General features: G+C 47.7%; 28 protein-coding genes and 1 pseudogene. 13 read left to right on the top strand and 16 right to left on the bottom strand.

The genetic code is table 11. From position 1 onward, the window contains the following. From ACO1NT_RS07175 to ACO1NT_RS07160, 4 genes are all read right to left on the bottom strand, one after another. On the bottom strand, positions 1-1962 hold a 1962-nt coding region (locus ACO1NT_RS07175; protein WP_449047811.1), incomplete at its 3' end, for a heavy metal translocating P-type ATPase. Between the two features lie 85 nt (positions 1963-2047). After that, positions 2048-2611 (bottom strand): helix-turn-helix domain-containing protein, encoded by a 564-nt coding sequence (locus tag ACO1NT_RS07170; RefSeq protein WP_449047810.1) that lies wholly within the window; start codon positions 2609-2611, stop codon positions 2048-2050. Positions 2612-2726: 115 nt separating this feature from the next. Next, a complete protein-coding gene (locus tag ACO1NT_RS07165; protein WP_449047809.1) occupies positions 2727-3194 on the bottom strand; it encodes a hypothetical protein in 468 nt (155 codons plus the stop codon). Positions 3195-3226: 32 nt separating this feature from the next. Continuing rightward, complete coding sequence (locus ACO1NT_RS07160) at positions 3227-3589, bottom strand: hypothetical protein (protein WP_449047808.1); 363 nt, start codon at positions 3587-3589, stop codon at positions 3227-3229. Between the two features lie 416 nt (positions 3590-4005). Here ACO1NT_RS07160 and ACO1NT_RS07155 point away from each other — a divergent pair, with 416 nt between their 5' ends. From ACO1NT_RS07155 to ACO1NT_RS07145, 3 genes are all read left to right on the top strand, one after another. Continuing rightward, positions 4006-4410 carry a VOC family protein gene (locus ACO1NT_RS07155; protein ID WP_449047806.1) on the top strand — a complete coding sequence of 135 codons (405 nt, stop codon included), beginning with the start codon at positions 4006-4008 and terminating at the stop codon, positions 4408-4410. Positions 4411-4468: 58 nt separating this feature from the next. Further along, positions 4469-4708, top strand: a complete 240-nt coding sequence (locus ACO1NT_RS07150) for a hypothetical protein (protein ID WP_449047805.1) — start codon at positions 4469-4471, stop codon at positions 4706-4708. A gap of 169 nt (positions 4709-4877) precedes the next feature. Beyond that, on the top strand, positions 4878-7322 hold the full coding sequence (locus ACO1NT_RS07145; RefSeq protein ID WP_449047803.1) for an alpha-L-rhamnosidase-related protein: 2445 nt from the start codon (positions 4878-4880) through the stop codon (positions 7320-7322). Positions 7323-7379: 57 nt separating this feature from the next. On the opposite strand, the gene ACO1NT_RS07140 is transcribed toward ACO1NT_RS07145, so the two are convergent. Beyond that, complete coding sequence (locus tag ACO1NT_RS07140; protein ID WP_449047801.1) at positions 7380-7595, bottom strand: hypothetical protein; 216 nt, start codon at positions 7593-7595, stop codon at positions 7380-7382. Between the two features lie 140 nt (positions 7596-7735). Between ACO1NT_RS07140 and ACO1NT_RS07135 the strand changes: the two genes are divergently transcribed. Next, positions 7736-9292 carry an FAD-dependent oxidoreductase gene (locus ACO1NT_RS07135; RefSeq protein ID WP_449047800.1) on the top strand — a complete coding sequence of 519 codons (1557 nt, stop codon included), beginning with the start codon at positions 7736-7738 and terminating at the stop codon, positions 9290-9292. Positions 9293-9313: 21 nt separating this feature from the next. Here ACO1NT_RS07135 and ACO1NT_RS07130 read toward each other — a convergent pair whose 3' ends face one another. The 3 genes and pseudogenes from ACO1NT_RS07130 to ACO1NT_RS07120 all read right to left on the bottom strand — a co-directional run. After that, positions 9314-9700, bottom strand: a complete 387-nt coding sequence (locus ACO1NT_RS07130; protein ID WP_449047799.1) for a response regulator — start codon at positions 9698-9700, stop codon at positions 9314-9316. 221 nt (positions 9701-9921) lie between these two features. Then, a complete protein-coding gene (locus tag ACO1NT_RS07125; protein ID WP_449047798.1) occupies positions 9922-10023 on the bottom strand; it encodes a KTSC domain-containing protein in 102 nt (33 codons plus the stop codon). A gap of 7 nt (positions 10024-10030) precedes the next feature. Beyond that, a pseudogene (locus ACO1NT_RS07120) lies at positions 10031-10117 on the bottom strand (KTSC domain-containing protein); the annotation flags it as partial. Positions 10118-10254: 137 nt separating this feature from the next. On the opposite strand from ACO1NT_RS07120, the gene ACO1NT_RS07115 reads away from it, so the two are divergent. Further along, positions 10255-10767 carry a YciE/YciF ferroxidase family protein gene (locus ACO1NT_RS07115; RefSeq protein WP_449047797.1) on the top strand — a complete coding sequence of 171 codons (513 nt, stop codon included), beginning with the start codon at positions 10255-10257 and terminating at the stop codon, positions 10765-10767. A gap of 110 nt (positions 10768-10877) precedes the next feature. Here the strand turns inward: ACO1NT_RS07115 and ACO1NT_RS07110 are convergent, their stop codons facing one another. The 3 genes from ACO1NT_RS07110 to ACO1NT_RS07100 all read right to left on the bottom strand — a co-directional run bounded on the left by ACO1NT_RS07110 (position 10878) and on the right by ACO1NT_RS07100 (position 13502). Continuing rightward, complete coding sequence (locus ACO1NT_RS07110) at positions 10878-11387, bottom strand: RNA polymerase sigma factor (protein WP_449047795.1); 510 nt, start codon at positions 11385-11387, stop codon at positions 10878-10880. Positions 11388-11808: 421 nt separating this feature from the next. Further along, entirely contained in the window at positions 11809-12756 is a 948-nt protein-coding gene (locus ACO1NT_RS07105; protein ID WP_449047794.1) for a YihY/virulence factor BrkB family protein, read from the bottom strand. A gap of 65 nt (positions 12757-12821) precedes the next feature. Beyond that, the gene (locus tag ACO1NT_RS07100) at positions 12822-13502 is read right to left on the bottom strand and encodes a DUF421 domain-containing protein (RefSeq protein WP_449047793.1); all 681 of its coding nucleotides are present in this window, start codon (positions 13500-13502) and stop codon (positions 12822-12824) included. A gap of 156 nt (positions 13503-13658) precedes the next feature. Here ACO1NT_RS07100 and ACO1NT_RS07095 point away from each other — a divergent pair, with 156 nt between their 5' ends. The 5 genes from ACO1NT_RS07095 (at position 13659) to ACO1NT_RS07075 (ending at position 19303) form a co-directional block, all read left to right on the top strand. Beyond that, on the top strand, positions 13659-14810 hold the full coding sequence (locus ACO1NT_RS07095; protein WP_449047792.1) for a baeRF3 domain-containing protein: 1152 nt from the start codon (positions 13659-13661) through the stop codon (positions 14808-14810). Between the two features lie 16 nt (positions 14811-14826). After that, entirely contained in the window at positions 14827-16017 is a 1191-nt protein-coding gene (locus ACO1NT_RS07090) for a phospholipase D-like domain-containing protein (RefSeq protein WP_449047791.1), read from the top strand. A gap of 119 nt (positions 16018-16136) precedes the next feature. Further along, positions 16137-16595 carry a PA2169 family four-helix-bundle protein gene (locus ACO1NT_RS07085; RefSeq protein ID WP_449047790.1) on the top strand — a complete coding sequence of 153 codons (459 nt, stop codon included), beginning with the start codon at positions 16137-16139 and terminating at the stop codon, positions 16593-16595. 42 nt (positions 16596-16637) lie between these two features. Beyond that, complete coding sequence (locus ACO1NT_RS07080; protein WP_449047788.1) at positions 16638-17132, top strand: DUF2383 domain-containing protein; 495 nt, start codon at positions 16638-16640, stop codon at positions 17130-17132. Positions 17133-17317: 185 nt separating this feature from the next. After that, on the top strand, positions 17318-19303 hold the full coding sequence (locus tag ACO1NT_RS07075) for a PAS domain S-box protein (protein ID WP_449047787.1): 1986 nt from the start codon (positions 17318-17320) through the stop codon (positions 19301-19303). Positions 19304-19309: 6 nt separating this feature from the next. Here ACO1NT_RS07075 and ACO1NT_RS07070 read toward each other — a convergent pair whose 3' ends face one another. The 5 genes from ACO1NT_RS07070 to ACO1NT_RS07050 form a co-directional block, all read right to left on the bottom strand. Continuing rightward, entirely contained in the window at positions 19310-20041 is a 732-nt protein-coding gene (locus ACO1NT_RS07070; protein WP_449047786.1) for a DUF72 domain-containing protein, read from the bottom strand. Beyond that, on the bottom strand, positions 20042-20290 hold the full coding sequence (locus tag ACO1NT_RS07065) for a hypothetical protein (protein WP_449047785.1): 249 nt from the start codon (positions 20288-20290) through the stop codon (positions 20042-20044). A 24-nt stretch (positions 20291-20314) separates the two neighbouring features. Beyond that, positions 20315-20962, bottom strand: coding sequence for a LuxR C-terminal-related transcriptional regulator (locus ACO1NT_RS07060; RefSeq protein WP_449047782.1), 648 nt, complete (start codon positions 20960-20962; stop codon positions 20315-20317). Between the two features lie 186 nt (positions 20963-21148). Then, positions 21149-21532 (bottom strand): hypothetical protein, encoded by a 384-nt coding sequence (locus ACO1NT_RS07055; protein WP_449047781.1) that lies wholly within the window; start codon positions 21530-21532, stop codon positions 21149-21151. Between the two features lie 4 nt (positions 21533-21536). Further along, the gene (locus ACO1NT_RS07050) at positions 21537-21785 is read right to left on the bottom strand and encodes a hypothetical protein (RefSeq protein WP_449047779.1); all 249 of its coding nucleotides are present in this window, start codon (positions 21783-21785) and stop codon (positions 21537-21539) included. Between the two features lie 447 nt (positions 21786-22232). Between ACO1NT_RS07050 and ACO1NT_RS07045 the strand changes: the two genes are divergently transcribed. The 3 genes from ACO1NT_RS07045 to ACO1NT_RS07035 all read left to right on the top strand — a co-directional run bounded on the left by ACO1NT_RS07045 (position 22233) and on the right by ACO1NT_RS07035 (position 24427). Continuing rightward, positions 22233-23000, top strand: coding sequence for a mechanosensitive ion channel family protein (locus ACO1NT_RS07045; protein WP_449047777.1), 768 nt, complete (start codon positions 22233-22235; stop codon positions 22998-23000). Between the two features lie 164 nt (positions 23001-23164). Continuing rightward, positions 23165-23725, top strand: a complete 561-nt coding sequence (locus ACO1NT_RS07040; protein WP_449047776.1) for a hypothetical protein — start codon at positions 23165-23167, stop codon at positions 23723-23725. A gap of 99 nt (positions 23726-23824) precedes the next feature. Next, positions 23825-24427, top strand: coding sequence for a DUF4142 domain-containing protein (locus ACO1NT_RS07035; RefSeq protein WP_449047775.1), 603 nt, complete (start codon positions 23825-23827; stop codon positions 24425-24427). Positions 24428-24430 lie beyond the last annotated feature (3 nt).

Here is a 24430-nt window from a genome sequence, read left to right as displayed (position 1 = left end):
GGCAATGTCGCTACCTTTGCCCATGGCAATGCTTACGTCTGCAGTGGCCAGCGCCGTACTGTCGTTGATGCCGTCGCCCACCATGGCTACCGTTTTGCCCTGCCGCTGCAGCTCTTTCACGAAATCAGCCTTGTGCTGTGGCAAAACTTCTGCTTTGTAATTTGTTATACCCGTTTGCTGGGCTATGGCTTTGGCCGTAGCTTCATTATCGCCGGTGAGCATGTACAATGCAATGTCCATATCCTGCATTTGTTTGATGGCCAATATGGATGTCTCCTTTATCTTGTCGGAAATGGCCAGTACGGCGAGCGTTTGGGTACGGTCTGCGAACCAGATGACCGTTTTCGACGCTTTGCCCCATTCGTTAGCCTGTTCCTGTAATTCGGCGGCAACGGAAACATTGTTTTCAACCAACAGCCTTTTGTTGCCAGCAAAATAAGTCTTGCCCTCGTACATCGCTTTCACTCCCTTGCCGGTAAGGCTTTCAAATGCAGTTAAATCCACCGTCTTTGTCTCGGCTAGATGGCTGGTCACCGCCTCAGCCAACGGGTGTTCGGATTGTTTTTCCAAACTGAATAGGATCTGTTTTGCTGTGCCGTCGCCGTTCAACCATTTAGCACCGGTCACTTCTGGCTTGCCTTCGGTAATCGTTCCGGTCTTATCTAGCACCACGGCATTCACCTTTTTGGCCAATTCCAGGCTCTCGGCGTCTTTAATGAGTATTCCATTTTCGGCGCCTTTGCCCACGCCTACCATGATGGCGGTGGGAGTTGCCAGCCCAAGCGCACAGGGACACGCGATGACCAATACGGTGATGGCCGCCAAAAGCCCGTGTACAATCCCATTGTCGCCACCAAGTACCACCCACAGTAGGAATGTAAGCACGGCAATGCCGATGACAACAGGGACAAAGATACCGGCTATTTTATCGACGAGCTTCTGCACGGGGGCTTTGCTGCCTTGGGCATCCTGTACCGTTTTGATAATCTGGGCAAGCATGGTTTCCTTGCCTACTTTCACCGCTTTGAATAGGAAACTTCCTTTTTGGTTGATGGTACCCGCAAAGACTTTTTCGTCCGCTTTTTTAAGAACCGGCACCGGTTCGCCACTTAACATGCTTTCGTCGACGTATGAGCTGCCCGATAAGACCATCCCGTCTACCGCAATCTTCTCGCCGGGTTTAACGGCAAGTATGTCGTCGACGCGCACATCTTCGATGGCGGTTTGTTGTTCTTGGCCGTCGGGCAATACCAATGTTACGGTTTTCGGTTGTAGGCCCATCAATTTCTTGATGGCCGACGATGTGTTGCCTTTGGCCTTTTCTTCCAGCAATTTTCCGAGCAGTATGAACGCAACGATAACCGCTGCAGCCTCGAAATACACGTGGGCTTCTAAACCGCGTTGATGCCAGAACTCCGGAAGCAGCATGTTGAAAATGCTGAATAAATAAGCAATGCCTGTACTCAAAGCTACCAGTGTGTCCATATTGGCCTTACCGTGCTTGGCCTGCTTCCAAGCATTGCGATAGAAATCCCGGCCCAACCACAGCACTACGGGTGTGGTAAACAACCACATGATTTCATTGGCGTAAGGCATCGTCATGAAAAACATGCCGATAGCCACTACGGGAAGGGAAAGAACGATAGCCCACGTGGTTTTCTGTTTTAATGATCGGAATTGTTTTTCATGGATCGCTTCCAAGGTTTCCTGCCGTGTGTCCTCGCTTTCAAGGAGTAAATCATAACCCACCGAGCGGATGGCTTCCTGCAAAGCAAGTGGGGTAGTAAGGCTTGGTTGGTATTCTACCGACAGCGTCGCCGTTGCAAAATTAACCGATGCATCGATGACCCCTGCGGACGATTTCGCCATGCTCTCCACGCTGGCCGCGCAGGATGCGCAGGTCATGTTCAATACCGGGAAGGCTTGTTTTACTGAGTTTTTATCTGCCGTTGATGTTGCCATTGCTCTTGCTTTAATTGTACCCTACAAAGGTGGCAACTAAATCCATGCAAGTCGTTGTGGAATTCTGGAATTGTTTTGTAAGATTTTATACCTTATCCAACGGTTTTCGCCTATCTTCTTTGATTTTCTTGAAATGGCTTGGAGTGAGCCCGGTCACCTTTTTGAATTGATTGCTCAGGTACGCTACGCTGGAGTAGTTGAGACGATGTGCAATCTCGCTTAGGGTCAGTTCATCATATACCAATAGTTCTTTCACCTTTTCGATTTTCTGGGCGATGAAATATTTTTCGATGGTGGTGCCTTCCACCTCAGAAAACAGGTTGGAAAGGTAGCTGTAATCGTGGTTGAGGGTGTTGGTGAGCATATCCGATAGGTTATACTTCTTATCGCTCTTTTGATGATGCACCAGATCAATGATTACCGTTTTAATCTGTTCGATGATGCGGCTTTTTTTGTCGTCGATGAGTTCAAACCCTACGGTGGTCAATGCGTTCCTCAATGCGGAAGTTTCGTCGCCGGATAGCGGCCTTTCCAGCGAAACCTCTCCTAATTTTATATGTGTAGCATTTATGCCAAGTTTGTCCATCTCGCCCTGTACCACCATGATACAGCGATTGCAGACCATATTTTTTATGAATAATTTATTCATCGTCTTATGCTTATCAAAGGTATGAAAAGAATGCGATAACAACCTTTTACTTTCGAGTTGTTAACGGGAAAAGCGATTAAGCACCGTGCTGCCGAACAGAAAGACGGTATGTCTCTTAAAAAAAAGGCCTAAAAAGCGGTCTGCTGGTAAACGGTGAAAATGCCCAGGGAATCGATGCCAGGATAATCAGTAGGCCAATCGTGTACCCGATGGCCATGGTTTTGAATTTTTCGCTGTCGATGACTTTCCGTTTCGCTTTGGCCGAACCGACCGTAATGATCACGATAGCAACGACCATCATCAAACTGTGCTCCATACCGAAGAATCGAAGATCCCGTTGATGAACCGTGTCACTGAAACCCTTTAGGAATTGATTGGAAAACGGACTGATTATGTAGAGCCACAGACCGACGATCAGCTGGATATGGGCGATAGTGGCTGTCCAATGCCGCAGGGCATTGTCGAACCGCGAGAATTTCCGTTTAGCGAACCATCCATGGTAGGCGTAACCAACCGCAACCAACAATGCAGCCAGCACGAGCCAGCGGACCAATGAATGAGTTGCCAACAGCGTAGGATACATGTTTGTAGGCAATAATACGAAATTATTTTCGATTAGTTGGGTAGGTCGTCGGAGTGGTTTTCCCAATCTTTAAGGAAGTGTTCGAGTGCATCCTCACTGATTTCCAGCCACTCCATTGCATCTTGATACCAAGCCTTCGCTTTTTCGAAGACCTCGGGAAGGTCGTCGGTGACGTAGCGGTGGACGATAAACGTCAGCTTGTCGATTTCTCCATATTTATTTACGCGATCCCAATCATAACGTGGCTTGATTGATTCCAGCAAGGGGTTGCCTGAGCGGACCAATTCCAATACGGTATGAGTAGGGAAGTGGAAGATGACCACCCTCCCCCGCAACGATGCTTTTCCGGGCGTCACTTCCGTCAATAAGCTAAAATCCGGAATTTCCAATCCCATAGTTCGATCTTTAGTCATTGCGATCAATCTTTTCATTTTATCGTATGCCGTACAATCATTTCGGGCGATCTGGCCGAAGACGTCCGTCGCTCATACACCCTCCCCAAGTTTCGTTGCCCCGGGTTTGGTCAAGCCGTGGAATACCACGAACCCAATAGCCGAAAATACCACTACCATTAAACTATATTTGCCCATGGTTGTTCACTTGTCGATGTGTATATACGAACCAACATCGGAATTAGGTGATTGTTTTCGCGCTATCCTTGTGCTTTTCATGGATGACTTCCGGCAAGGCAAGCGGGATAATACGGGTGTCACAAATCCCCCTGCATATTGGCGCAATTGACCATCTCGAATAGATGGTGGAATGGTTAGATTTGAATCTTATTAATCTGTTGGTTTTAATTATGATTGCCATGAATCAAAATCCCAATGCAATTTGCTGGTTCGAAATCTATGTGGATGATATCGAAAGAGCTAAAAAGTTTTATAGCGAAGTGTTGAAAGTTGTGTTTCAGGATGTGCCTTCTCCAGGGGACGCCGGAGATTTCAAGATGTCTTTCTTCCCCTCCGACCCCAATCCCGAACGGATGGGTGTGGGCGGAGCGTTGATACAAATGGCTGGGGCGAGGGGCGGCGACTGCCAACCTACCGGTACCCTCGTTTATTTCCCTTGCATGGACTGTAGTGTCGAAGAAAGCCGGGTCGTAGACGCGGGCGGTCAGGTGCATAGATCTAAATTCTCCATCGGCGAATATGGCTATTGTGCTATCTGCCAAGACACTGAGGGTAATTCGTTCGGACTGTATTCCATGCAGTGACCGATGGGTAGGCGGCGGTGGATATATGATAGATATACTTGAAAATTAGCAACAAGCAATGGAACCGACGTTTGAAGGGATGAACATCGTGTTAAAGATTCCAAAAAGCAAGTATGGCAAAGCCATTGAATTTTACCGCGACATCCTTAAACTCGAAGTTGAGGAGAGGCCGATTGCAAACACGGCGGTTTCCCGAGCCCACCGAGTGAAGTTCGGTTATCATGCACTTTGGTTAGACTGTGTAGATAATTATACACATAGCGAAACGGAGGTGCGATTGCCTATTTGCTTCTTTTAGAAAATAGGCATGAAATGAGGATTGAACGTCACTGCCGCAGCAAGCGGCTCGTTCGCGGCGAAGTAGAAAGTCCGTACCACTTGCCGCCCTACGGCGGCAGGAACGGCGTGACGTAAAGCAGGATAGTGCGGTATGGTTGCTCAATTATTGTATCTATATTAGTGATATTATGAGCCACTACACTATCAAGAATTTAAGCTGCATTTTTTTATTTCTGTTTTTCCAAATCGGGGTGCTGACGGCACAAGAACGCGTAAGCGAAAAGCCTATTGAATACCCCCGATTAACAGCCGTCCCCACCGGTAAGGAAGTACGGCAATCGCCCGATCCCTTGGTCCATTACCGATGGGATCATCCAACGGCCACCGATGGCTTGGAAACATACACGTTACCGCCGGTTTCGATCACAGCGGACAGGCCAAATGCGGTTACTGTTCGTAATCATTCCGCGTTAACCGTTACCGCCCCTTGTGATATCATGTTTGATTTCGGACAGGTCAATGCCGCTTGGTTCGAATTCGATTCCCCGGGTTTTGACGGTGAAGTCGAAATGAGCATCAGTGAATTCAACGAGCCTGCGGTGTTCAATGCCGGATCTCAGCACCCTAAAAAGACGGCGACACCAATGAAGCATGGTCAAACCTTCAGGCTCGAGCTGAACAAAGAACTTTATGAAGGCGTTCGTTTTGGATGGATACGCATCCGGTCCCTGCGCGAACCCATGGAAATTAGATCTCCGCGACTGGTATGCCAGATAAAGCCCACGAATTATAACGGTAGTTTCGAAACCAACGATACGTTGCTGACGCGGATATGGTATACGGGAGCATACACCGTAAAACTGAACCTCTTGAAAGATCACTTCGGCGCCATATTGATGGAGCGGAGTGATAGGCATTCGTGGACGGGCGATGCCCATGCATCGCAGGCTGCAGCGATGGTTGCGTTTGGTAATTTTGACTTCGTAAAGCAAAATATCAGATACACTTCGGACCAATACAATGGGATTGCCAGCTATTCTTTATATTGGGTATTGAGTTTAATCGATTATTATAACTATACCGGCGATAAAGCACTGATGGAAGAGATGCTGGGAAATGCATGTGCAAAGCTGGATACTGCTTATAAACGTTATGGTACAGACCTAAAACTCGCATTCTATGGGTGGGACGAGCGATTGGGTGCGGGGTTCGAACATCCGGAGATTTCAGAGACCCATAACGCTTATCACATGCTTTGCATCCGTGCTTGGAAAGAATATTCCGCTAGTATGAGACAGATGGGGAGGGACCAGCTTGCTGACAAATATCAACGTTATGCGGACGAAAAAATCACCACGTTAATCAATGATAAAAGTTGGTGGCGACGCTTTGGGCTTCATGCTTCGGCGGATGCGATAAATGCACTATTCGTTCAGGAAAATGAAGAACAGTCGATTTGGCGAAATGCTTTCGCTGATCGGATGCAGCGACTTTCTTATTCACCTTTCAATCAATATTTCATATTACAAGCCATGGCTCGCATGCAACGGCACGCCGAGGCCGTTACCACGGTGGATGACTGTTGGGGTGGCCAAATAAGATATGGGGGCACAACGTTCTTTGAAGTTTTCAGGCCCTCATGGAATGACATTTCAAAGCCGAATGATGCACCCATTAACAATCAGTGCGGGTATACGAGCCTTACACACCCTTGGAGTGCAGGCGTAACCAAATGGCTGACCGAGGAAATCCTCGGCATACAACCATTGTCGCCGGGCTTTGAGACCTTTGCTGTTAAGCCCTTCCTTTCGTCGCGGATTACGAGGGTAAAGGGCGACGTGCCAACACCGAAGGGTATTATTTCGTTTTCTATCGACTCAGAAACGGGTGTTATCCGGTTGGCTATTCCGCGCGGAACAGTTGGAAATTTAGCCATTCCTAAAGCCGGACGACGGATAAAAAACGTCAGGTTAAATAACGGCACAGACTTGCGCCCTGACAGCGAAGACGATGAATTCGTATATTATGATAATTTGCCATCAGGTAATTACGAAGGCAAGGTATCTTATGCGGGCAGATGGGAAAGTCAACCAGGGGAAGCGTTTCGGTATGCGGTAACAACCATAAAGGAGGATGTGTCGACGGGCGGTGATTGGAAAGCGAACTACGGCACCCAGGGGCATCTGTTTTTCAACTATTACGACAATGCGGTGAATGATAGTTTGGTACCCGCGTTTGTTACCGGTATCAAACTAAACAAAGCGTTTCCCGTTAATTGGTCTGTTGACGCCAACGACCATCGGGCGTTAAAGGTAGAAGATAAGAGCCATTTGGGTGCTATTTATACGAACGACCCGCATGCGTGCATGCAGACCATGACCATCGATATCAAGACCGAAGGTGAATTCTCGACCAACTTGTCGTTGTATTTCGTGGATTTTGACAAACAGGGCAGACGATCCGCGATAGAAATTTTCGATTTAGACACCAAAGAGCTGCTAATGCCCGTGTACATGGTGCGGGATTACAAGGAGGGAAAATATGTTACCTTTCCAATTGACCGCTCTGTGAGGATACGTATCAATCAAGTTCGCGGTGTGAATGCCGTTTGTAGCGCATTGTTTTTCGATTAGCTATTTCGCACCTCGTCTCACTTTTTGGAGCCTGGAATTGCCTCTAATATTAACGTGTTAATCTTGGGTTCCCTTGTCTGGATTCCGGTTCGGGTGCTTGATTTTCGAGTCGTCTGCCACCGCCCCCTCGTCATCGAGGAAGCGATTCCGTATCTCTTTTTCTGTTTCGGCACTGTTTACTGCCGACGCGTCCCTCAGGTTGTTGCCTTCTTTGCCCCGCCCTGCGGGCCGGCCCTTGCGCCGGATGTCATTTTCATGTCTATCCGTTCCCATAATCGTATGAAATAAAATTCACGTTGCCGTTGCTTTGTAAAGCCCAACAGCTGCGGTTTCGATTTGTTTGCGGAAGATGGAATGATACGCTGTCGAAACAAATTTTGCACGATTGGTGTTAGCACTTTAAATTAACGACGATGAATCCCGATACCGATGAAAAAACGACGCTTCGCTGGCAGAGAGACGGCGTGCTAACCAGTGTATGGCAAGAACACATAGGTTATCCGTTCGAAAGCCAGGAGCGCCGTTTTGCCAATCAAATATGGGACGTAGCCATTGTGGGTGGAGGTATAACTGGCTTGTCGACCGCCCTTCGCTTGCAGGAGGCCGGCAAGCGTTGCATCGTCATCGAAGCCCATCAGATCGGGTTTGGCACCACGGGTGGCACAACGGCACACATCAACACGATGCTCGATACACCGTATCATACCATCGAAAGCGATTTCGGAATCGAAAGTTCGAGATTGGTAGCAGATGCAGCATGCGCCGGGAGAGACCTCATCGCGCGAAACGTATCTGCTTATCAGATTGCCTGCGATTTTGAATACAAAGAAGGCGTGCTGTTTGCTCAAACCGATGAGGAAGCGGCCGCATTGAAAAAGATATACGAAGGTTCCCTACGGGCTGGCGTAGACGTTGCCCCCGTCAATGAAATACCGGTGCCGTTCAGTTTCCGTATGGCCATCAGCTACCGGATGCAGGCGCAAATCCATCCGTTGAAATACCTGCTGGCGATAGCGCAGGCTTTTAAAGCGGCGGGGGGCACGGTCGTGCAACATACCCAGGTGTCAGGTTGCCAGCGGCACCAAGATGCACACCACTTAGAAACACCTTTAGGCTCGATTCGAGCAAACAACATTGTTTATGCGACCCATATCCCACCGGGCGTGAATGTACTTCACTTCCGGTGCGCTCCTTATCGCAGCTATGTGTTGGGCGCGCAACTGGCAGATGAAGCGTACCCGGGTTCTCTTGCCTATGATATGCAGGAACCTTACCATTACTTTCGGACGCATTTGCTGGATGGTAAGCCATACCTCATTCTTGGTGGAGCCGACCACAAAACAGGCCATGGTGACCCCGAGATATCGTTCCGTGAATTGGAAGCATACTTGCATAAGTATTTTGACGTAACATCGGTCGACTATCGATGGTCTGCGCAGTTTTTTGAACCGGCCGATGGTTTGCCTTATATTGGCAAGTTGCCGGGTGGCGACGAAGGCACTTATGTGGCTACCGGATTTGGCGGAAACGGGATTTTGTTCGGGAGTTTCTCAGCCGTACTGCTTTCAGACCTGATTCTCGGCATCGAAAGTCCTTGCGAGAAATTGTTTTCTCCCTTGCGCGTTAAACCGGTGGCTGCATTCACAAATTTCGTAAAGGAAAACGCGGATGTGGTATACCGGTTTGTTGCCGATCGATTAGCAATCGAAAAGCTAGAAGCCATGGTGGAATTGGCTCCGGATACCGGAGCGGTTGTCAATTATGAAGACCAGCGAGTTGCGTTATATAAATCACCGGAGGGCACGTTAAACGCATTAAATCCGGTTTGTACACATGCTGGTTGCCTTGTTGCCTGGAATAACGCCGAGAAAAGTTGGGATTGTCCCTGCCATGGCGGCCGGTATGACATTTCGGGAAAGGTGCTTACCGGTCCGCCTCGGAAAGATCTAGAAGTTATTCCTTTACATTAGCTGTGCAGCCATGGAAGTAGTTTATTCGTCAGAATTGGCGGTCGCCGCTGTATTCAGGAAATGTAGGTTAACGACGTCAATAACATCATAGATGTCGAATGGTTTCCGCACGTAAGCATCGGCGCCGCATAATTCGGCAATTTTGTCAATATTTTGCACCGCAGAAATAAGGACAATGGGGATGTGGGCGGTCTGCTCGTTGGCTTTCAGTTCGCGGCACAAGTCGCTTCCCCATCCCCAATTGAGATTCTCGTCAAGCAAAATAAGCCCAATGGCATACTGTTTCAACTTCTTTGCGATCGATCGACCACAATCGGTGATGACTTGGTAATCCTCAAACTGCATAAACTCAGCCACCACTTCCAGCATATCACCGTCATCTTCGACGTATAATATTTGTTTTTTCATTTGAGATGGTGTTTTATCTAACTTTTGCATAAAAAGGTAATATCGATAACATTCCCGACAACGGCAAGGCTGTTGGCGTAGGAAATACATAAAAGATTGAAAATTGTTTTTAATATTTTAAAATAAATCAGGTAGCGAACAGACCTTTCTTTACCATATGATTAAAAAGGGCCTAGCTGCCAAAGCTAACCCTTTCTTTTTGGACGGGTATGAAGCGCCTTTTAAAGTCGTTTAAATACGAACCGTCCAACGATAGAACGATTAAAGTACCGACCCTTTGACCGGGCTCCCATCAATCCGGCATGTACCGAGGGGGGGTACATCGTAATATACGTAAACCGCCCCTGTTTGGAAGGTGATTTTAAGCGTGTGCTCGTCTTCGTTATAAGCGATATATTTGATTACACTTGATGGCATTGCCCGCAATCTCCTGAAAGGTAACAATCCATGGCCGAGAATGTTAAGCCCTCCGAAAGGAATCCGATTCACTAAACAAAAGTTCAAGGCAAGTGTTGACTCATATATATATGTTAGATTAATAAATGGAGGATTTTATGGTAAGCAAAAATCAAAATGGCAACATGCCCAACGGACACCTTCACGAATTGTTTGTGGATGAACTGCGCGACATACTGGGCGGTGAGCGACAGTTGTTGAAAGGGCTGAAAAAGATGGCGAATGTGACGAAAAGCGAATCGTTGAAAACCGCGTTCGAGACCCATTATTCGGAAACCGAGGAACACATCAGCCGGCTGAAGCAAGTGATGGAATCATTGGGGTTGTCGGCACGGGGAAAGAAATGTAAAGCAATGGAAGGATTGCTGGCGGAAGCCGACGAAATCATAGAAAGTTTTGAGGGCGATGAGTCGTTGGATGCCGCATTGATTGCCGCCGCACAAAAGGTAGAGCATTATGAAATTGCATCTTATGGCTGCTTAGTTACCTATGCGAAACTCATGGAGCATAACGAAGCAAAAGAGATTTTGGGAACCACGCTGAACGAAGAGAAGGAGACCGACGCGAAACTTACGGACATCGCCCTGTCGGAAGCGAACGTAGCGGCTTGACCCATATATCTGGCTGGTTTTCGCGAAATGCGGTACATCAACAAGGAAGCCCGGCTATTTAGCCGGGCTTCCTTGTTGATGGGTACCCTCGTATGGAGGGAGCGTCGTTTTTAGGAGGGTGAGTAAGATTTTAACTTTTTCTTCAGTTGCTGGCGTGCCACATGAATGCGGGTTTTGACCGTGCCAATGGGAATTTGGAAATAGTCGGCAATTTCATGGTATTTATAACCCTCGTAATACATGGAAAACGGAGAATAGTATTCGTCAGACAGCTTTGATAACGCATGCTCAATATCGTCCATCACAAATTTGCCCTCTGCGTTATTGCGTAATGAACTCTTATACAGATCTGATGATGATATCGTATCGGATTTGAGTATGATGGAATTCGTCTTCACCTTCCTCCGATAGTAGTTGATGAATGTGTTTTTGAGGATGGTATAGAGCCAAGCCTGGAGATTCGTGCCAGCTTTGAATTTATTATAGTACGAAAACGCTTTTAACATGGTGTCTTGGTCAAGGTCGTGTGCGTTTTCCTCGTCGTGTGTGAAATACAGCGCATAGCTGTTTAACGAATTTACCTCTTGTACGACCTTGGTGTTGAACTCAATCTTATCCATAATCCATCGAATTTATCGTTTATGATATGCTTTTGCAATGTTTTGCAGCTGCCGACATAAGACACTCGTTCAATGAGCGCCCCGGCATGGCGCTGATAAGAAAGAAACTTGGATGATACGCTGAAGTTAATCGAAATTTACAATCCTATCACAAATGAATTCAAAGAAACAATAAAGCACGTAATCGTTTTTTCCATAGGTAATTGTTTCTCCATAGCTGTAATTTCGTTGCTTTTTTATGATGGACCGTCTGTTTTAGCGTTATTCGTAATTGTTTTGCATTTATGCTAACAGGACAACGGCTATTTTTGTTTGAAAAAAATTAAAATAATTTTCAAGCCCCCTCCGATTTTTAACCGAGCCCAGTCATTTAAACGTATCTTAACGGTAATATATTACGTTGTACTGAAAACATCACCCGCTAATCTTTTCTTATTGCCGGTGGGAGATGGTCCACGTCTTTCTCTGTCTCTTGTTCTTCTACGTGTACCGCAAACTCCGCTGGTACCATCCGGCGGCCGCGGAATTCAGTGTAAGCCCGGGTGAATGAAGCACCAATATAGAGAATGGCTGCGGTGTAATATACCCAAAGCAAAAGAATGATAAGCGAGCCTGCCGCACCGTAGGTAGATCCTTGACCGGTGGTCTGGATATAGAAACCGATAAGGAAGCGCCCCAGCATGAATAGCAAAGCAGTAAAAATCGCACCGGCGCGGACATCCTTCCATTTGATGCGCACATCGGGGAGAAATTTAAAGATTACGCCGAACAGGGCACTGATGACCATGAAATTGATAACTGCGTCGAGTGCAATGGATAAATATACGGCCAAATCGGAGAGTAAGCGCCTCACATAATCCATAAATACCATGAGGAGCCCGTTGATGATCAGGGAAACGATTAAGAGAAATCCCAGCGATAAGACAAGCGACGAGGATAGGAGTCGATCCGTGATTAATTTAACCCAGCCACGTTTGGGTTTTGGTTTGATTTCCCATATTCTGTTAATGGAATGCTGCATGTCTGAGAATACCGTTGTCGCGCCAATGAGGAGTGTCCCGATGCTGACGATGAATGCCAGCGTGTTGTCCTCGTTGACCTGTATATTTTGCAACATGGTTTCAATCTGTGCCGCAGCATTGTTGCCTACGAGTCCGTTTATTTCTTCAAAGATCTTTCCTTCCGCAGCTTCCTGACCAAAAAAAAGCGCCGCGAGTGAAATCGTCAATACAAGCAAGGGTGCTAATGAGAAGACCGTGTAGTAGGCCAAAGATGCACTGAACTTTAGACCTCTTACATCCATAAAAATGGTGAATGTATTTTTCAAGAGGATCAGCCACCTGTGAACAAGACCTTTTGACTTCATCATGTGTTACCGGTTAACGTTCTCTGAAATAAACCGCGAATACGGCCGATGCCGCGATGATCATTCAATCAGCTTACCCGTTTCGTATTGATAGCCTTTACCCATTCCCGGTGTTGGCAGCGCCCGCATCGGTGCTGGCCAATTTCCAAACGGTGTAGCGTACCGCAGACCACGCAGGCGTACAGGCCTTCTTCGACGATGGTGTCCGAGTGTTTACGGTATGCACGGGGCAGAATGGGTAGACCGTATTTTACGTCTTCGTTGGCATAGAAGAATACGCTGAGATTTCCTCCGGTTTCGAGGATCGCAGCGCGCACCTGCCCTAAATGTTCCACGCCCTTTTCGCGAAGTTCGGCAAAAAATTCCTCTTTGGAAAGGCTGTCCTTTTCGTCGTCCTTGATCGTCATGACACTATCTTCAACGATATACACGGCCTTGCCTTCAATTAGTTCCTCTAACCTATTGCTTTTTGCCGTCAGCCAGGTAATCAATCGGTATAAGGCAATCGCCGTAACGCATACCAAGAGGGTGGCCAGTAATGCTACGTCGTCGTAGAACATGGCGTCGCCCGCTGCGGAGCCTAGGGTAAGGATAATGGCCAGCTCAAATATGGAAAGTTGACGTACACCGCGCTTGCCCGATAACCGTAGGATGGTCACGACGACTAAGAACATAAAAACGGTGCGGAAAAGGATTTCCAGAGCAAATGAGCGATCTAGGTCATGCAGAAAGATTCGATTCCAATCCAATGTGCTTTATTATTAGTGATGTATCCACACTATTATACAACTGACGGCTACAGATGTTTTCCTATAACAGGTCCAACAATCGGACAAGACATCTGTTAGCGTAAATAAAAGAAGCCGCAATAAAAGCAGGCTAATAAAAGACTTAAGAATAATCGTATGGAAACATTAACGGCAAAACAATTGGAAAAGGCCCTTGGTTATGATGAACCCCCTGTTTTTTCCCTATATATGCCCACTCACCGCACGCATTCCGATAATGCAACCGACGCACGCGTTTTTGATCAGTTGATCCAACAGTTCGAACCGCTTAAAGCAGCATATGCGAACGACGAACGTGTTCAGCGCATTTTCGGGAAATTTGATGCGTTGGCAACAAATTGCCAATTTTGGCAGCACGCAAAAGATGGATTGGTCGTGTTTGCGACAAGGAATTCATTTGATGTCTATCGTTTGCCGAGGTCGGTCCAACCACTGGCGGTTGTTGCGGATTCAGCACATACCAAACCGCTGTTGAAATACCTGCAGGCAAAAGACCGGTACCACCTCTTGGTGCTAACTGCCAACACGGCGCAGCTTTACGAAGGCGACCGCTACCAATTGGATGAGGTCGATCTTTCGGAAGACGTGCCGGAAACAATGATGGATGCACTGGACCATGAAATGCGCGATTTGCATGCTACACTTGCTTCCTATCAGGCCGCCACCGGAGAGAAATGGGGGGTTGCCCAAAACCATGGATTGAAGAAAACCGACATTGATAACGATATCGAACAGTTTTTCAGGGCGGTCGACCGTGCGGTTATAACCAAATATTCCGTACCGTCCGGTTTGCCATTAATGCTAGCGGCACTCCCCGAACACCACCACCTATTCAGGCGAGTAAGCCGTAACCAGCGTTTGCTTGAAGAAGGCATAAAAGCCAATGCATCTGCAATGGACAAAGACGCTATCCGGAAGTTGGCTTGGAACGTGATCGAACCTGATTATACCGCCCGACTGGAGGGGATCATCGCCCAGTATCGACATGCCGCTTCCCAAGGATTGGGCACTGATCAGATTGCCGCCATTGCCAGAGATGCCTATGATGGGAAGGTAGGGGCGTTGCTGCTCGAAGAGGACCGGATCATCCCCGGACGGATCAATAACCGGACAGACATCTTTTTTGGTGGGGGGGAATCCGGTCATCTGACAGATGACGTGTTGGATGATCTCGCCGAACTTGTGCTCGAAAAGCAAGGAGAAGTTTGGATTATGCCGAAAGACCGGATGCCTGCTTCGACGGGCGCAGCATCGATCAATAGGTTTTAACATACGGGCGTCCGTTATGCCTGGAACGAAGCCTGCCGAACGAGAAACATTCGTCTCCAATCACCAGGTTCGGTTGTTGTGGGGCGGCAGGGCCTATTTCGACCTGCTCCTAAAGCTTATCGGACAGGCACGTGAAAGCATCCATTTGCAGGTTTATATCTTTGAATCGGACGCAACCGGCGACCGGATAGCAGAGGCCCTTATCGGTGCCGCGGCAAGCGGGGTTGCGGTATATGTACTGGTAGATGGGTATGGATCGCAGCGTCTGCCCAAAGCATTTGGAGCTCGCCTTAGGGAAGGTGGTGTGCATTTTCGGGTTTTCGAGCCTTTGCTACGAAGCAGGCATTTCTATTTCGGTAGGCGGCTACACCGTAAAGTGCTGGTGGTTGATGCCAGATATGCCGTGATAACCGGCGTAAATATCGGCAATAAATACAACGACCTGCCTAGCCAGGCCGCTTGGCTTGATGCGGCCGTATGTTTAGAAGGAGAGGTGGCTTCGCATTTGTGTAACGCCTGTTTGATGACGTGGAAAAATTTCCAATTCATCAAACGTTTTTCGGAGAGCTGCCGGCCAGCCCAAACAGCTATCGACTTTGGACAAACACACCGTTGCGCCCTACGTATGCGCCGTAACGATTGGGTGCGTCGCAAGTATGAGATTAGCCGGACCTACCGGGAGATTTTTCACGATGCCAAGGAAGATGTTATCTTGCTTTCCAGTTATTTCCTTCCCGGTCGTGCCATGCAAAAGGACATTGAAATGGCCGCCAATCGGGGCGTCCGCATCCGCGTAATTATCTGCAGCCGGATGGATGTGCCATTGGTTAAGGATGCCGAACGTTATATGTATGATTGGCTGTTGCGCCATGGTGTTGAAATTTATGAATACCGAGGGAATATGTTACACGGCAAGTTAGCGACTTCTGACCGGAAATGGATGACTGTCGGTTCATTTAATATCAACGACTTGAGTGCCCGGGTCAGTATTGAACTAAATATCGATCTGCGGGGCGAGGCCGTGGTACGGCAAGCTATCGTCGAAATGGAGAAGATCATCGCGAACGATTGCGAACGGATAACGCGTGGGAACATCAAGCTGAAAAACAGCATGCCAGCCCGCTTTGTGAGGTGGTGGGCGTTCCGTGTACTGCGCGTGCTCTTTTTCCTGGGCACCTTTTACATGCGGCAGGAAAAGCCCGAATAGCGGTGATCTAAAATTTTTGAAACAATAACTCGCAATCGATTGTCAATAGCAAACACACCCAACGATTGGGTGCGTAACAAAAAGGTTTAAGCAAATAAAAAGGAAACATGATGGAGCAGATGAAAAAAACAGCCGAAGTGTTAAATGATCTCATCAAGATTAACAACGACCGGATAGCAGGATATGAAAAGGCCATCGCCCGATTGCCGGCTGCGGACGTTGACTTGAAAGCCCTTTTCAGCGGTTTGATTGAACAGAGCCAAATGCTGAAAGACGAGCTGCAACAACATATCAGTGCCTGGGAAAATCGGGTAGATGATGAAACCACGGCTTCAGGAAAGATTTACCGCGCTTGGATGGACGTCAAACAGACGTTTGCATTAGATGATCGGAAAGCCATTCTCGAGAGTTGTGAATATGGTGAAGATGCGGCGCAAAAGGCGTATCGGCAGGCCGAAGAGGTAGCCGATATATCAACCGCCGCAAAAGCGCTGATTTCGAGCCAGAAAACTCAATTGCGAGCATCCCATGATCAGATTAAACAGTTGCGCGATCGGGAAAAGGTGGTAAACGACTAGCCTTGAGAGACCATCATCAATTGATAATAGACAGACGGAATTATGGAAAACCTAAAAATAACTGTGGAATGTCTCCGAGATTTGGCGGCATTCCACAGTGAACGAGTGGCCGGCTATCGCACCATGATGGATAGATTAGCCGAAGATGAAGCGTATTTGATTACGTTATTTAACGCGTTTATAGCCCAAAGTAAGACCATGGCCGAGGAGTTGAGCAGGACGGGCAAAGATTGGGGATTGGACGACCTTGATCAATCGGAAGTAAATGGCAAGTATGGGCTTGCCTGGTCAGTGGTCAAAGCTGTATTTTCCAGCAAGATGCCCTGTTACCTGTTAGATAAGTGCCGGTCGGGCGAGAATGCATTGCTTATTGCCTATCATTGTATTGAAAATACGGGCGGGTTAGCCGAACCGATACGTCTGCTGATTAACCGGCAAAAACGCGAAGTTATTGCCGCGAGGGACTGGATTGCTCACTTTGAGGCACTGCCTAGGCAAGCGCCGCTGCATGAACAGCCGGTAGGGGTAGTGATCTAAATCGCTTTATTCAACACTTTTATTTGTACTTTTTAGACGCCATTGAAAGCCATGCTAGCAATGGCTCTTCACGTGGTGAGGAGGTCTGCCTTACCCTGATTTTCCGAAACGTTACCGATACATTAATTACGGTATTGTGATAAAACAATCGTATTTTCGCTAGTTATCCGGTGAAGAGTAAAAAAATGAAGAAACCACACGCCTGGGTTGATGACCACATCTACAAAGAATTATTCTTAACATCGCCGGTCGCGAGTTATATATGTGACTATGACGGCTACATCGTTGCATTCAACCATGCAGCCGAATTACTTTGGGGCCGGCGGCCGGTAGTAGGTGAAGAGAAATGGTCTGGGGCTGGTTCCATATATTATCCGGATGGCCAACCCATGCCGCCCGAAGCTACACCGATGGCGACAGCGATACGCGAACAGGTAGATACATGTGGGCAAGAATTAATCATCGTCCGCCCCGACGGCGTCCGGCGGGTCACACTCGCTTTTCCCAAGCTCATCCGAACGGGGGCAGGCCAGATAATCGGTGCACATAATACGTTGGTAGATATCACGGAATTCAAACAATATGAAGAGAAGCAAACCCTATTGTCAGCGATTGTTCAGTCATCGGACGACGCGATCATAAGTAAGAATCTCGATGGAATCATCATGAGCTGGAACCACGGTGCGGAGCGGATTTTCGGGTATAATGAGGCGGAAATAGTCGGCAAGTCGATAAATACCCTTATTCCGGCCTATCTTCAACATGAAGAGAACACCATTATCAATGAGATTAAAGCCGGCCATACGGTAGACCACTACCAAACCATCCGCATCACGAAGTCGGGAAAAGAAATACCCATTACGCTGACGATATCACCCATGCGCAATCGGGTCGGGCAAATTATTGGTGCTTCCAAGATCGCGCGGGATATTTCCGATAAAATCCAACGGGAACAGATTATACAATTCCATGAAAAGAAGTTAGAGACCTTACACGCTATCGGTAAGATCATCACTGAAAAATTAGATACGCCCTCGCTCATTCAAACGGTCATCAATTCGACCACCCATCTTGCCGCCGCCGATGTAGGCATTTGCTTTTACGGCATGTCGGATGAACAGGAGCCATCCCGGTTCTCGGTAGCTGCAGCGACGCTTGGGGAAGCCGAAATTGATTTCAGTAAACTGCAACGGAGTGAGGGGCTTATCCATACGGTTTTTGCCGGTGAAAACTCCATCAAATTCGATGATGTTACCGCAGTGCCCCATATCCAGGCGCTCTTCGAATCATGCCTAGGGAAAAGTGCACCCACCATTCGACACAGCTTGGCCATTCCTATCCGTTCAGCCAATAAATTGTTGACCGGGGCCATGTTTTTCGGATATGCGCAGAGCCATGTGTTTAATGCCGCCGATGAGGATATCATTCACAGCATTGCATCGCTGGTCGCCGTGACGTTGGAGAATGCACGACTGTTTGAGGAGGTGAATGTATTGAATCTGCGGAAAAACGAGTTTATCGCGCTTGCCAGCCATGAGTTGAAGACCCCGCTCACCACCACCAAAGGCTACCTCCAAATATTGGAACGGTCGGAGATTGACCAAGTGGGCCGACGATTCCTCACGAAAGCCCTCAAGCAGTTGGAGCGAATCAATGCATTGATTGCCGAATTGTTGGATATTTCGAAAATCGAAGCGGGTAAACTCAGTTTCCACTTTGAGGAGTTCGATATGAGCGAGATGATTTTGGACGTGGTGGAAACCTTCCATTTCAGCAGCCAAACACATACCGTTTTCGTGAACAACATCCATGGCGACTATATGGTGGAAGCCGATAGGCAGCGCATCGAGCAGGTAGTGATCAATTTGATTACCAATGCGATAAAATACTCGCCAAATGCCCATCAAGTACATGTGGTACTGGAGTCTTCTCCATATGACGTGACGATTCAGGTCATCGACGAAGGGATGGGAATGACGTACGATCAACAGGAAAAGGTTTTTACCCGCTTTTATCAGGTCGAAGGAACATCGAAGATGACCGGACTGGGGCTCGGTTTGTATTTAAGTAAGGAAATCATCGAACGGCATGGTGGCCACGTGGGCGTAGAGAGCCAATTGGGAAAAGGATCTACGTTTTATTTTTCCATTCCACGTACGCCGGAAAAATAACCCAATTTATGCATTGATCATTGCCTTAAGTGTTTTGGCGTTTTCCACAGCGTAGCCATGCTGGTCATTATCAAAATAAATGTATACCGTCTTGTCATCATGCTGCCAGGAACGACCTCGTTTCGACCATTCAGATAGGTTCGTATCCGTGTATTTTCCCTCATATTTGTTGCCTGGCCCATGTAGTCTGACGTAGACGAAATCGGCCGTAATTTCTAAGGGTGATAAGTGACCGGCCAGTTCGTATATGCAAAAGGCACAATTGTTCGCCCTCAGGATTTCATAGACCTCCTCATCGTACCATGTTTGGTTCCTGAATTCGAACACATAACGATGGCCATTAGGAAGAGCGTTAGCAAAATCAGCTAAGGCTTCCTTATCCACGCTCCAATAGGGTGGTAATTGGAACAAGATTGGCCCAAGTTTTTCGTCGAGTTGGGAACTTCGTTGAATAAAATCGGTCGTAAATTGCTGTGCACCTTGCAGTTTTCTTGAATGGGTGATAAAGCGATTCGCTTTTACAGCGAAAACGAATGCTGGGGGAACGGATGTTTTCCATTTTTCGAATGTCGTTGCGTTGGGTGTCCGATAGAACGAGTTGTTTAGCTCACCCGTATGGAATGTCTCGCCGTAATAAGATAACCAGTCAGGTTGTTTAAGGTTTTCGGGGTAGAAGTTTTTTTTCCAATGATTATAATGCCAGCCCGAAGTTCCGATGTAGATATTGCCGGTGGCCATTTATGCAGTATGGCTGGCGATAGCTTCGCCAATTTCCGCTACGGTATCATCAGGCAAGTCACCCCACAGTTGCACCCACTCGCCGGATGGCTCCCGCCGCAATTCACAAATCGATGTGTCATCCTGTAAATGGCACTGGTAAACCGGAACGCCGTCTGTGGTGTGTGCCGGCCGGACAACCAGGCTTCGCCCCGAAAGCGGGCCTTCCGCAATCTCGATTTCAAATATGCCTTCTGATTTTTCCACCATCGATTTGTTAACCGTGAACGTGGATCAACTCAAAACACCTTGCTGCAATGCCATACGGATGACCGTACCGATATCGGGGGCGCCGGTCTTATGCAATAAATTCTCCCGATATTTCAGAATGGTGCGTTTATTGGTGAATAGCTGATAAGCGATCTCTTGATTGGAGTAGCCCTCCAGAATAAGTTTGAGAATTTGCTCTTCGCGTGCCGAGAATTCCAGGGTAATTCCTTCTTTCTCCTTATCCAACGCCGCGATGGATTCCAGCACCTGGAGATACAAGGCGGTGCAGATATAGGTATTTCCATTTAATATGTGCTTGATGGCGAAAATAAGTTCGTCTTTACTAGCCTCATTGATGATGTAGCCGTCTGCTCCGGATTTCATCAAGTCGAGGATATCTTCATTTTGCTCGGAGCCCGATAAGACCAGCACTTTCAATAAGGGCGCGATTTCTTTCAACGAGGTGAGGAGTTGATGCTGTTCGCTTAAAAAGAGGTGATCGACGATCAATAAACTAACGGTAGGTTTTGCGGCTACGGCGCTCGTCATATCTTCTTGTTTGGAAACAATCTCCGCAAAAGTGAAATCGGGCTCTTGATCCAAAAGTGCAATGATACCGTCACGGGCGAGTGATTGAGGAGAAGCCCAAATAATTTTTGCTGAATTTTCCATATGCTTCGTCGTCTAATTTTAAAAACTGTTTTACTTCGTTCGCTAATCGTAAGGGAATACGCTTCAACAGCTAAAAAAGTTTTAAAAATCTTCAGATTTTTCCTCTTCTGCCAACAATCCGTCGGGTTTTTAGTACACCGATGGACGGCACAATAAACGATATGGAGGGCAGGAATGTAACGATTTTTAAGAGGGGGTGCTCCTTGGTAAACCGAGCATAACGGTGACCGCAATGATAAATATTGCTTGAACAATTGCATCCAACAGATAGATTCGGTCGATTTCGCCGTTCGTCACGTAGATGATGTCCATGACGAGAAAACTCAGCGAAGTCGCGTAGCCAAGCAAAATGGGCAAGTGTTGTTTCCGAAGGCTGGTTACGAGATAGGTCAACCCAATGGATGTGGAAAGGAGACCGACCATTTCTACCAGCCAAACATCCTGCTTCGGCCACGTTGCTGTAATGAAACTGGCCATGTTAAGTATAGGCCATATCCCCGTCACAACAAAGTAAATCCCCTGGATGAGGAATGCTATGCCAAGTGCTTTGCTATGGGTTGCGTTGGCCATGGAGTCAATGCCTGTCTTGCTGGTCGTGTCCGTGTGTTTTTACAATCTTGTTGTAGGTGCCCAATAGGAGAAAAGGTGCCGCCCATTGGCCCACGAAGAGTGCTGCGTGCTTATGTCCGGCGCATTTCAACGCCAATGAAACGCCCATTACGGTCAACGCCGCACATAAGAACAGTTTTGACGGCAATTTGGCAGTCTGATCTTCGATTGCCTTGGTCGTTTTTCCTTCTTGATGTTGGGGATTGTCGCTCATAACCATCAGATTACTCCTTTCTGTTTTAACGAAGTCAGTGCATACACAGTGCCAAGACGGCAGGGGCGGAAATCCGCTAGGTGCCTTCGGTTTTATGGCACAAGGTTTTCAGAATTGGAGACACGGCTATGCGGTATTTAGTACACTGGTACGCCTTGGTAGCGCTAATAACCTGAGTTCGATTATTATTTTCGACTCAGAAGTCTAATAGTAATCCTAGGCAAGGCCGCATAGGGTAGCTATTGGACGAGCTTTCTTTCCTTATTCACTTTGAAAGGGCCATCTTCTTCCTGAAAACTCCTCGAAATAGCCCGCTATTCCAGCGTCGTTTTCAGTTGAACCTGACCCTTTCAAAGCGTTCTGAGTCGAAAATAATAATCGAACTCGGGTTAATAGCGGCTTAGGTAAGCTTTTTGCGCTATACCACATACATCAGCAGTTTTCTGTATGGAAATCGAACAGTTCTATGACCGGCTCGAGAATTGGCTTGTCCATCAGGCGCCCCGCGTGTTGTTAGGGGTCGCCATCTTGATTTTGGGGATGTGGCTGATCAGGCTACTCCTTCGGTGGATAAAACGCAAAATAAACCAAAAAGATTGGGATCCTACATTGGAAGTTTTCCTTTCCAACCTGATTGTGATGGCACTCCGTGTATGGTTGATTTTGCTGGTCATCCAAATCATGGGATTAAAAATGACACTATTTGCTGCATTGGTGGGTGCTTTTGGTGTCGCTGCCGGTCTGGCACTCTCCGGCACATTGCAGAACTTCGCAAGCGGTGTGCTTATTCTCATGCTGAAGCCATTCCGCGTGGGCGACCAGATTCTAAGCCAGGGGCAAGAAGGGGAGGTCACATCCATTCAACTTTTCTATACCGTTGTGCTCACGCGCGACTACCGCACGGTTATTGTGCCCAATAGTAAACTAGCCAATGAAGTGATCGTTAACATGAGCCGTGCGGGGAAGCGGCGGCTCGATGTGGAGCTGAAGCTCAAATACGATGTCGATTTCGAAAATGCCAAGCGGGTGCTGACAGCCGAACTCAACAAAGCGAGCGATTTCTTGGTAAGCGATGAATATCTTATCGGCATCAGTGTGCTCGAGCCCGATGGTTACCGCATTTCGGTATCCGTATGGGTAGACGAACGTGGGTATCCCGACACGCGTCTCACGGTGCAGGAAAAATTGTTGCATGCCATCCGGATGCTGGCTTAAATTGTGCGTTTTTCCGAACAATAAACCTACAAAAATAAACAGTGTGTCTGGAATAGTTGATGCATCGGTACCTACCTCCTCGGGCACCCCTGCGAATAGGCGTTCCGTTGGGAGATAATTGAGCGTGGCGCAGTATGTGGATGTATCAATCCAAAAAGGACGAAATGAATACGGATAACAAAAATAAACCACCCATCATTCCACTTGATGTACGGGATACTGACGAAACCAGGGAGCCTACGGGGGAAGACCTTCGGTATAATGAGTCGGAGGATAGCTTCGAACTCGATCCGGAAACCGCCGACAAGGAATACCGTCATCCACAACCCTATAACACGGCCGCCCCTGAAGGGGAAGATGATAATTCATCTTATGACGAGGAAAATCCTTATACGCCGGATGAGTACCGTGATAAACAAAACGATATGCAAGGTGAGTTGGCTGAGCTCGATGGCATGGTGACCGATGAAAAATTGACGCAGTTGGATGAAGTCGACGAGCAGCTAGCCCATACGGCCGAGGATGCCCGTGGTGATCTCGACGCCGAAGGTTATCCGGTTAAGGATGATGCCGGGGGTGACCACAACCCTATTTTGGAGGCTCCGGATGATAGTGAGGGACGAGAACTTGAAGAAGGCGACCAAGACGTTTCGCCAACCGATGAACGGGACCCGCTGGGCGATAAGCAAATCCAATCGGACAACCCTACAGAAAAGGGTGGGTAATTTGGGATAATATAAGAAACGTCATACCCACAATGGCAGGGTTTATTGGATGGTTTGTTGAATAATTAAATGGATGAATACATTATTAATTGAAATGTTATGAAACCTTTGCAATTGATTTGGACGATGGCCATGGTAGCAGTTACCGTGGCCGCATGTAATAACGCGAATAGGCGGGCTGCAGACGACAGTGTGGAGCAAGCCCAGGACGTCAACGATACATCGGCGATGGTCAATGAACAGGATGCCGATTTTGCCGTTAAGGCAGCGGATGCCGGCTTGGCGGAAATCGAATTGGGTAAGCTGGCTATGGAGAAAGCGTCCGACGAGCGCCTTAAGGATTTCGCCCAGCGGATGGTTACCGACCACCAACGGGCTAATGATGAGCTGATGACCATCGCAACGAGTCTCCAGATTACGCTGCCCCCGGTGCTCAGCGAAGACCATGTAGACAAACAGCGGAAGCTTCGTGACAAATCAGGCGATGCGTTTGAAGAAGCGTACATCGATATCATGGTGAAAGATCACGATCGCGTGGTATCGCTGTTTGAAGATGCCGCATCCGATGCACGGAATGTGGAATTGCAGGCATTTGCTGCGAAGACGCTTCCTATCTTGAAAAAACACTTCGAAGAAGCAAAAATACTGCGCGATTCGATTAGTCCGGTGGATACGACCACCGTACAGCGGGTATTGCCGTGATTG

Source organism: Parapedobacter sp., from assembly GCF_053550995.1.
The sequence above is the reverse complement of the archived record's forward strand: the minus strand, read 5'-3'. Positions and strand labels throughout refer to the sequence as shown.

Coding starts and splice junctions, on each gene's coding strand:
- ACO1NT_RS07160 (WP_449047808.1), bottom strand. CDS start 3,589: ATGGGATTGGAAATTCCGGATTTTAGCTTATTGACGGAAGTGACGCCC.
- ACO1NT_RS07055 (WP_449047781.1), bottom strand. CDS start 21,532: ATGGCCAACGCAACCCATAGCAAAGCACTTGGCATAGCATTCCTCATC.
- ACO1NT_RS07140 (WP_449047801.1), bottom strand. CDS start 7,595: ATGGGAACGGATAGACATGAAAATGACATCCGGCGCAAGGGCCGGCCC.
- ACO1NT_RS07050 (WP_449047779.1), bottom strand. CDS start 21,785: ATGAGCGACAATCCCCAACATCAAGAAGGAAAAACGACCAAGGCAATC.
- ACO1NT_RS07115 (WP_449047797.1), top strand. CDS start 10,255: ATGGTAAGCAAAAATCAAAATGGCAACATGCCCAACGGACACCTTCAC.
- ACO1NT_RS07135 (WP_449047800.1), top strand. CDS start 7,736: ATGAATCCCGATACCGATGAAAAAACGACGCTTCGCTGGCAGAGAGAC.
- ACO1NT_RS07035 (WP_449047775.1), top strand. CDS start 23,825: ATGAAACCTTTGCAATTGATTTGGACGATGGCCATGGTAGCAGTTACC.
- ACO1NT_RS07145 (WP_449047803.1), top strand. CDS start 4,878: ATGAGCCACTACACTATCAAGAATTTAAGCTGCATTTTTTTATTTCTG.
- ACO1NT_RS07125 (WP_449047798.1), bottom strand. CDS start 10,023: ATGTACCCCCCCTCGGTACATGCCGGATTGATGGGAGCCCGGTCAAAG.
- ACO1NT_RS07080 (WP_449047788.1), top strand. CDS start 16,638: ATGGAAAACCTAAAAATAACTGTGGAATGTCTCCGAGATTTGGCGGCA.
- ACO1NT_RS07165 (WP_449047809.1), bottom strand. CDS start 3,194: ATGTATCCTACGCTGTTGGCAACTCATTCATTGGTCCGCTGGCTCGTG.
- ACO1NT_RS07075 (WP_449047787.1), top strand. CDS start 17,318: ATGAAGAAACCACACGCCTGGGTTGATGACCACATCTACAAAGAATTA.
- ACO1NT_RS07170 (WP_449047810.1), bottom strand. CDS start 2,611: ATGAATAAATTATTCATAAAAAATATGGTCTGCAATCGCTGTATCATG.
- ACO1NT_RS07070 (WP_449047786.1), bottom strand. CDS start 20,041: ATGGCCACCGGCAATATCTACATCGGAACTTCGGGCTGGCATTATAAT.
- ACO1NT_RS07065 (WP_449047785.1), bottom strand. CDS start 20,290: ATGGTGGAAAAATCAGAAGGCATATTTGAAATCGAGATTGCGGAAGGC.
- ACO1NT_RS07095 (WP_449047792.1), top strand. CDS start 13,659: ATGGAAACATTAACGGCAAAACAATTGGAAAAGGCCCTTGGTTATGAT.
- ACO1NT_RS07130 (WP_449047799.1), bottom strand. CDS start 9,700: ATGAAAAAACAAATATTATACGTCGAAGATGACGGTGATATGCTGGAA.
- ACO1NT_RS07155 (WP_449047806.1), top strand. CDS start 4,006: ATGAATCAAAATCCCAATGCAATTTGCTGGTTCGAAATCTATGTGGAT.
- ACO1NT_RS07110 (WP_449047795.1), bottom strand. CDS start 11,387: ATGGATAAGATTGAGTTCAACACCAAGGTCGTACAAGAGGTAAATTCG.
- ACO1NT_RS07060 (WP_449047782.1), bottom strand. CDS start 20,962: ATGGAAAATTCAGCAAAAATTATTTGGGCTTCTCCTCAATCACTCGCC.
- ACO1NT_RS07090 (WP_449047791.1), top strand. CDS start 14,827: ATGCCTGGAACGAAGCCTGCCGAACGAGAAACATTCGTCTCCAATCAC.
- ACO1NT_RS07085 (WP_449047790.1), top strand. CDS start 16,137: ATGAAAAAAACAGCCGAAGTGTTAAATGATCTCATCAAGATTAACAAC.
- ACO1NT_RS07040 (WP_449047776.1), top strand. CDS start 23,165: ATGAATACGGATAACAAAAATAAACCACCCATCATTCCACTTGATGTA.
- ACO1NT_RS07045 (WP_449047777.1), top strand. CDS start 22,233: ATGGAAATCGAACAGTTCTATGACCGGCTCGAGAATTGGCTTGTCCAT.
- ACO1NT_RS07105 (WP_449047794.1), bottom strand. CDS start 12,756: ATGATGAAGTCAAAAGGTCTTGTTCACAGGTGGCTGATCCTCTTGAAA.
- ACO1NT_RS07150 (WP_449047805.1), top strand. CDS start 4,469: ATGGAACCGACGTTTGAAGGGATGAACATCGTGTTAAAGATTCCAAAA.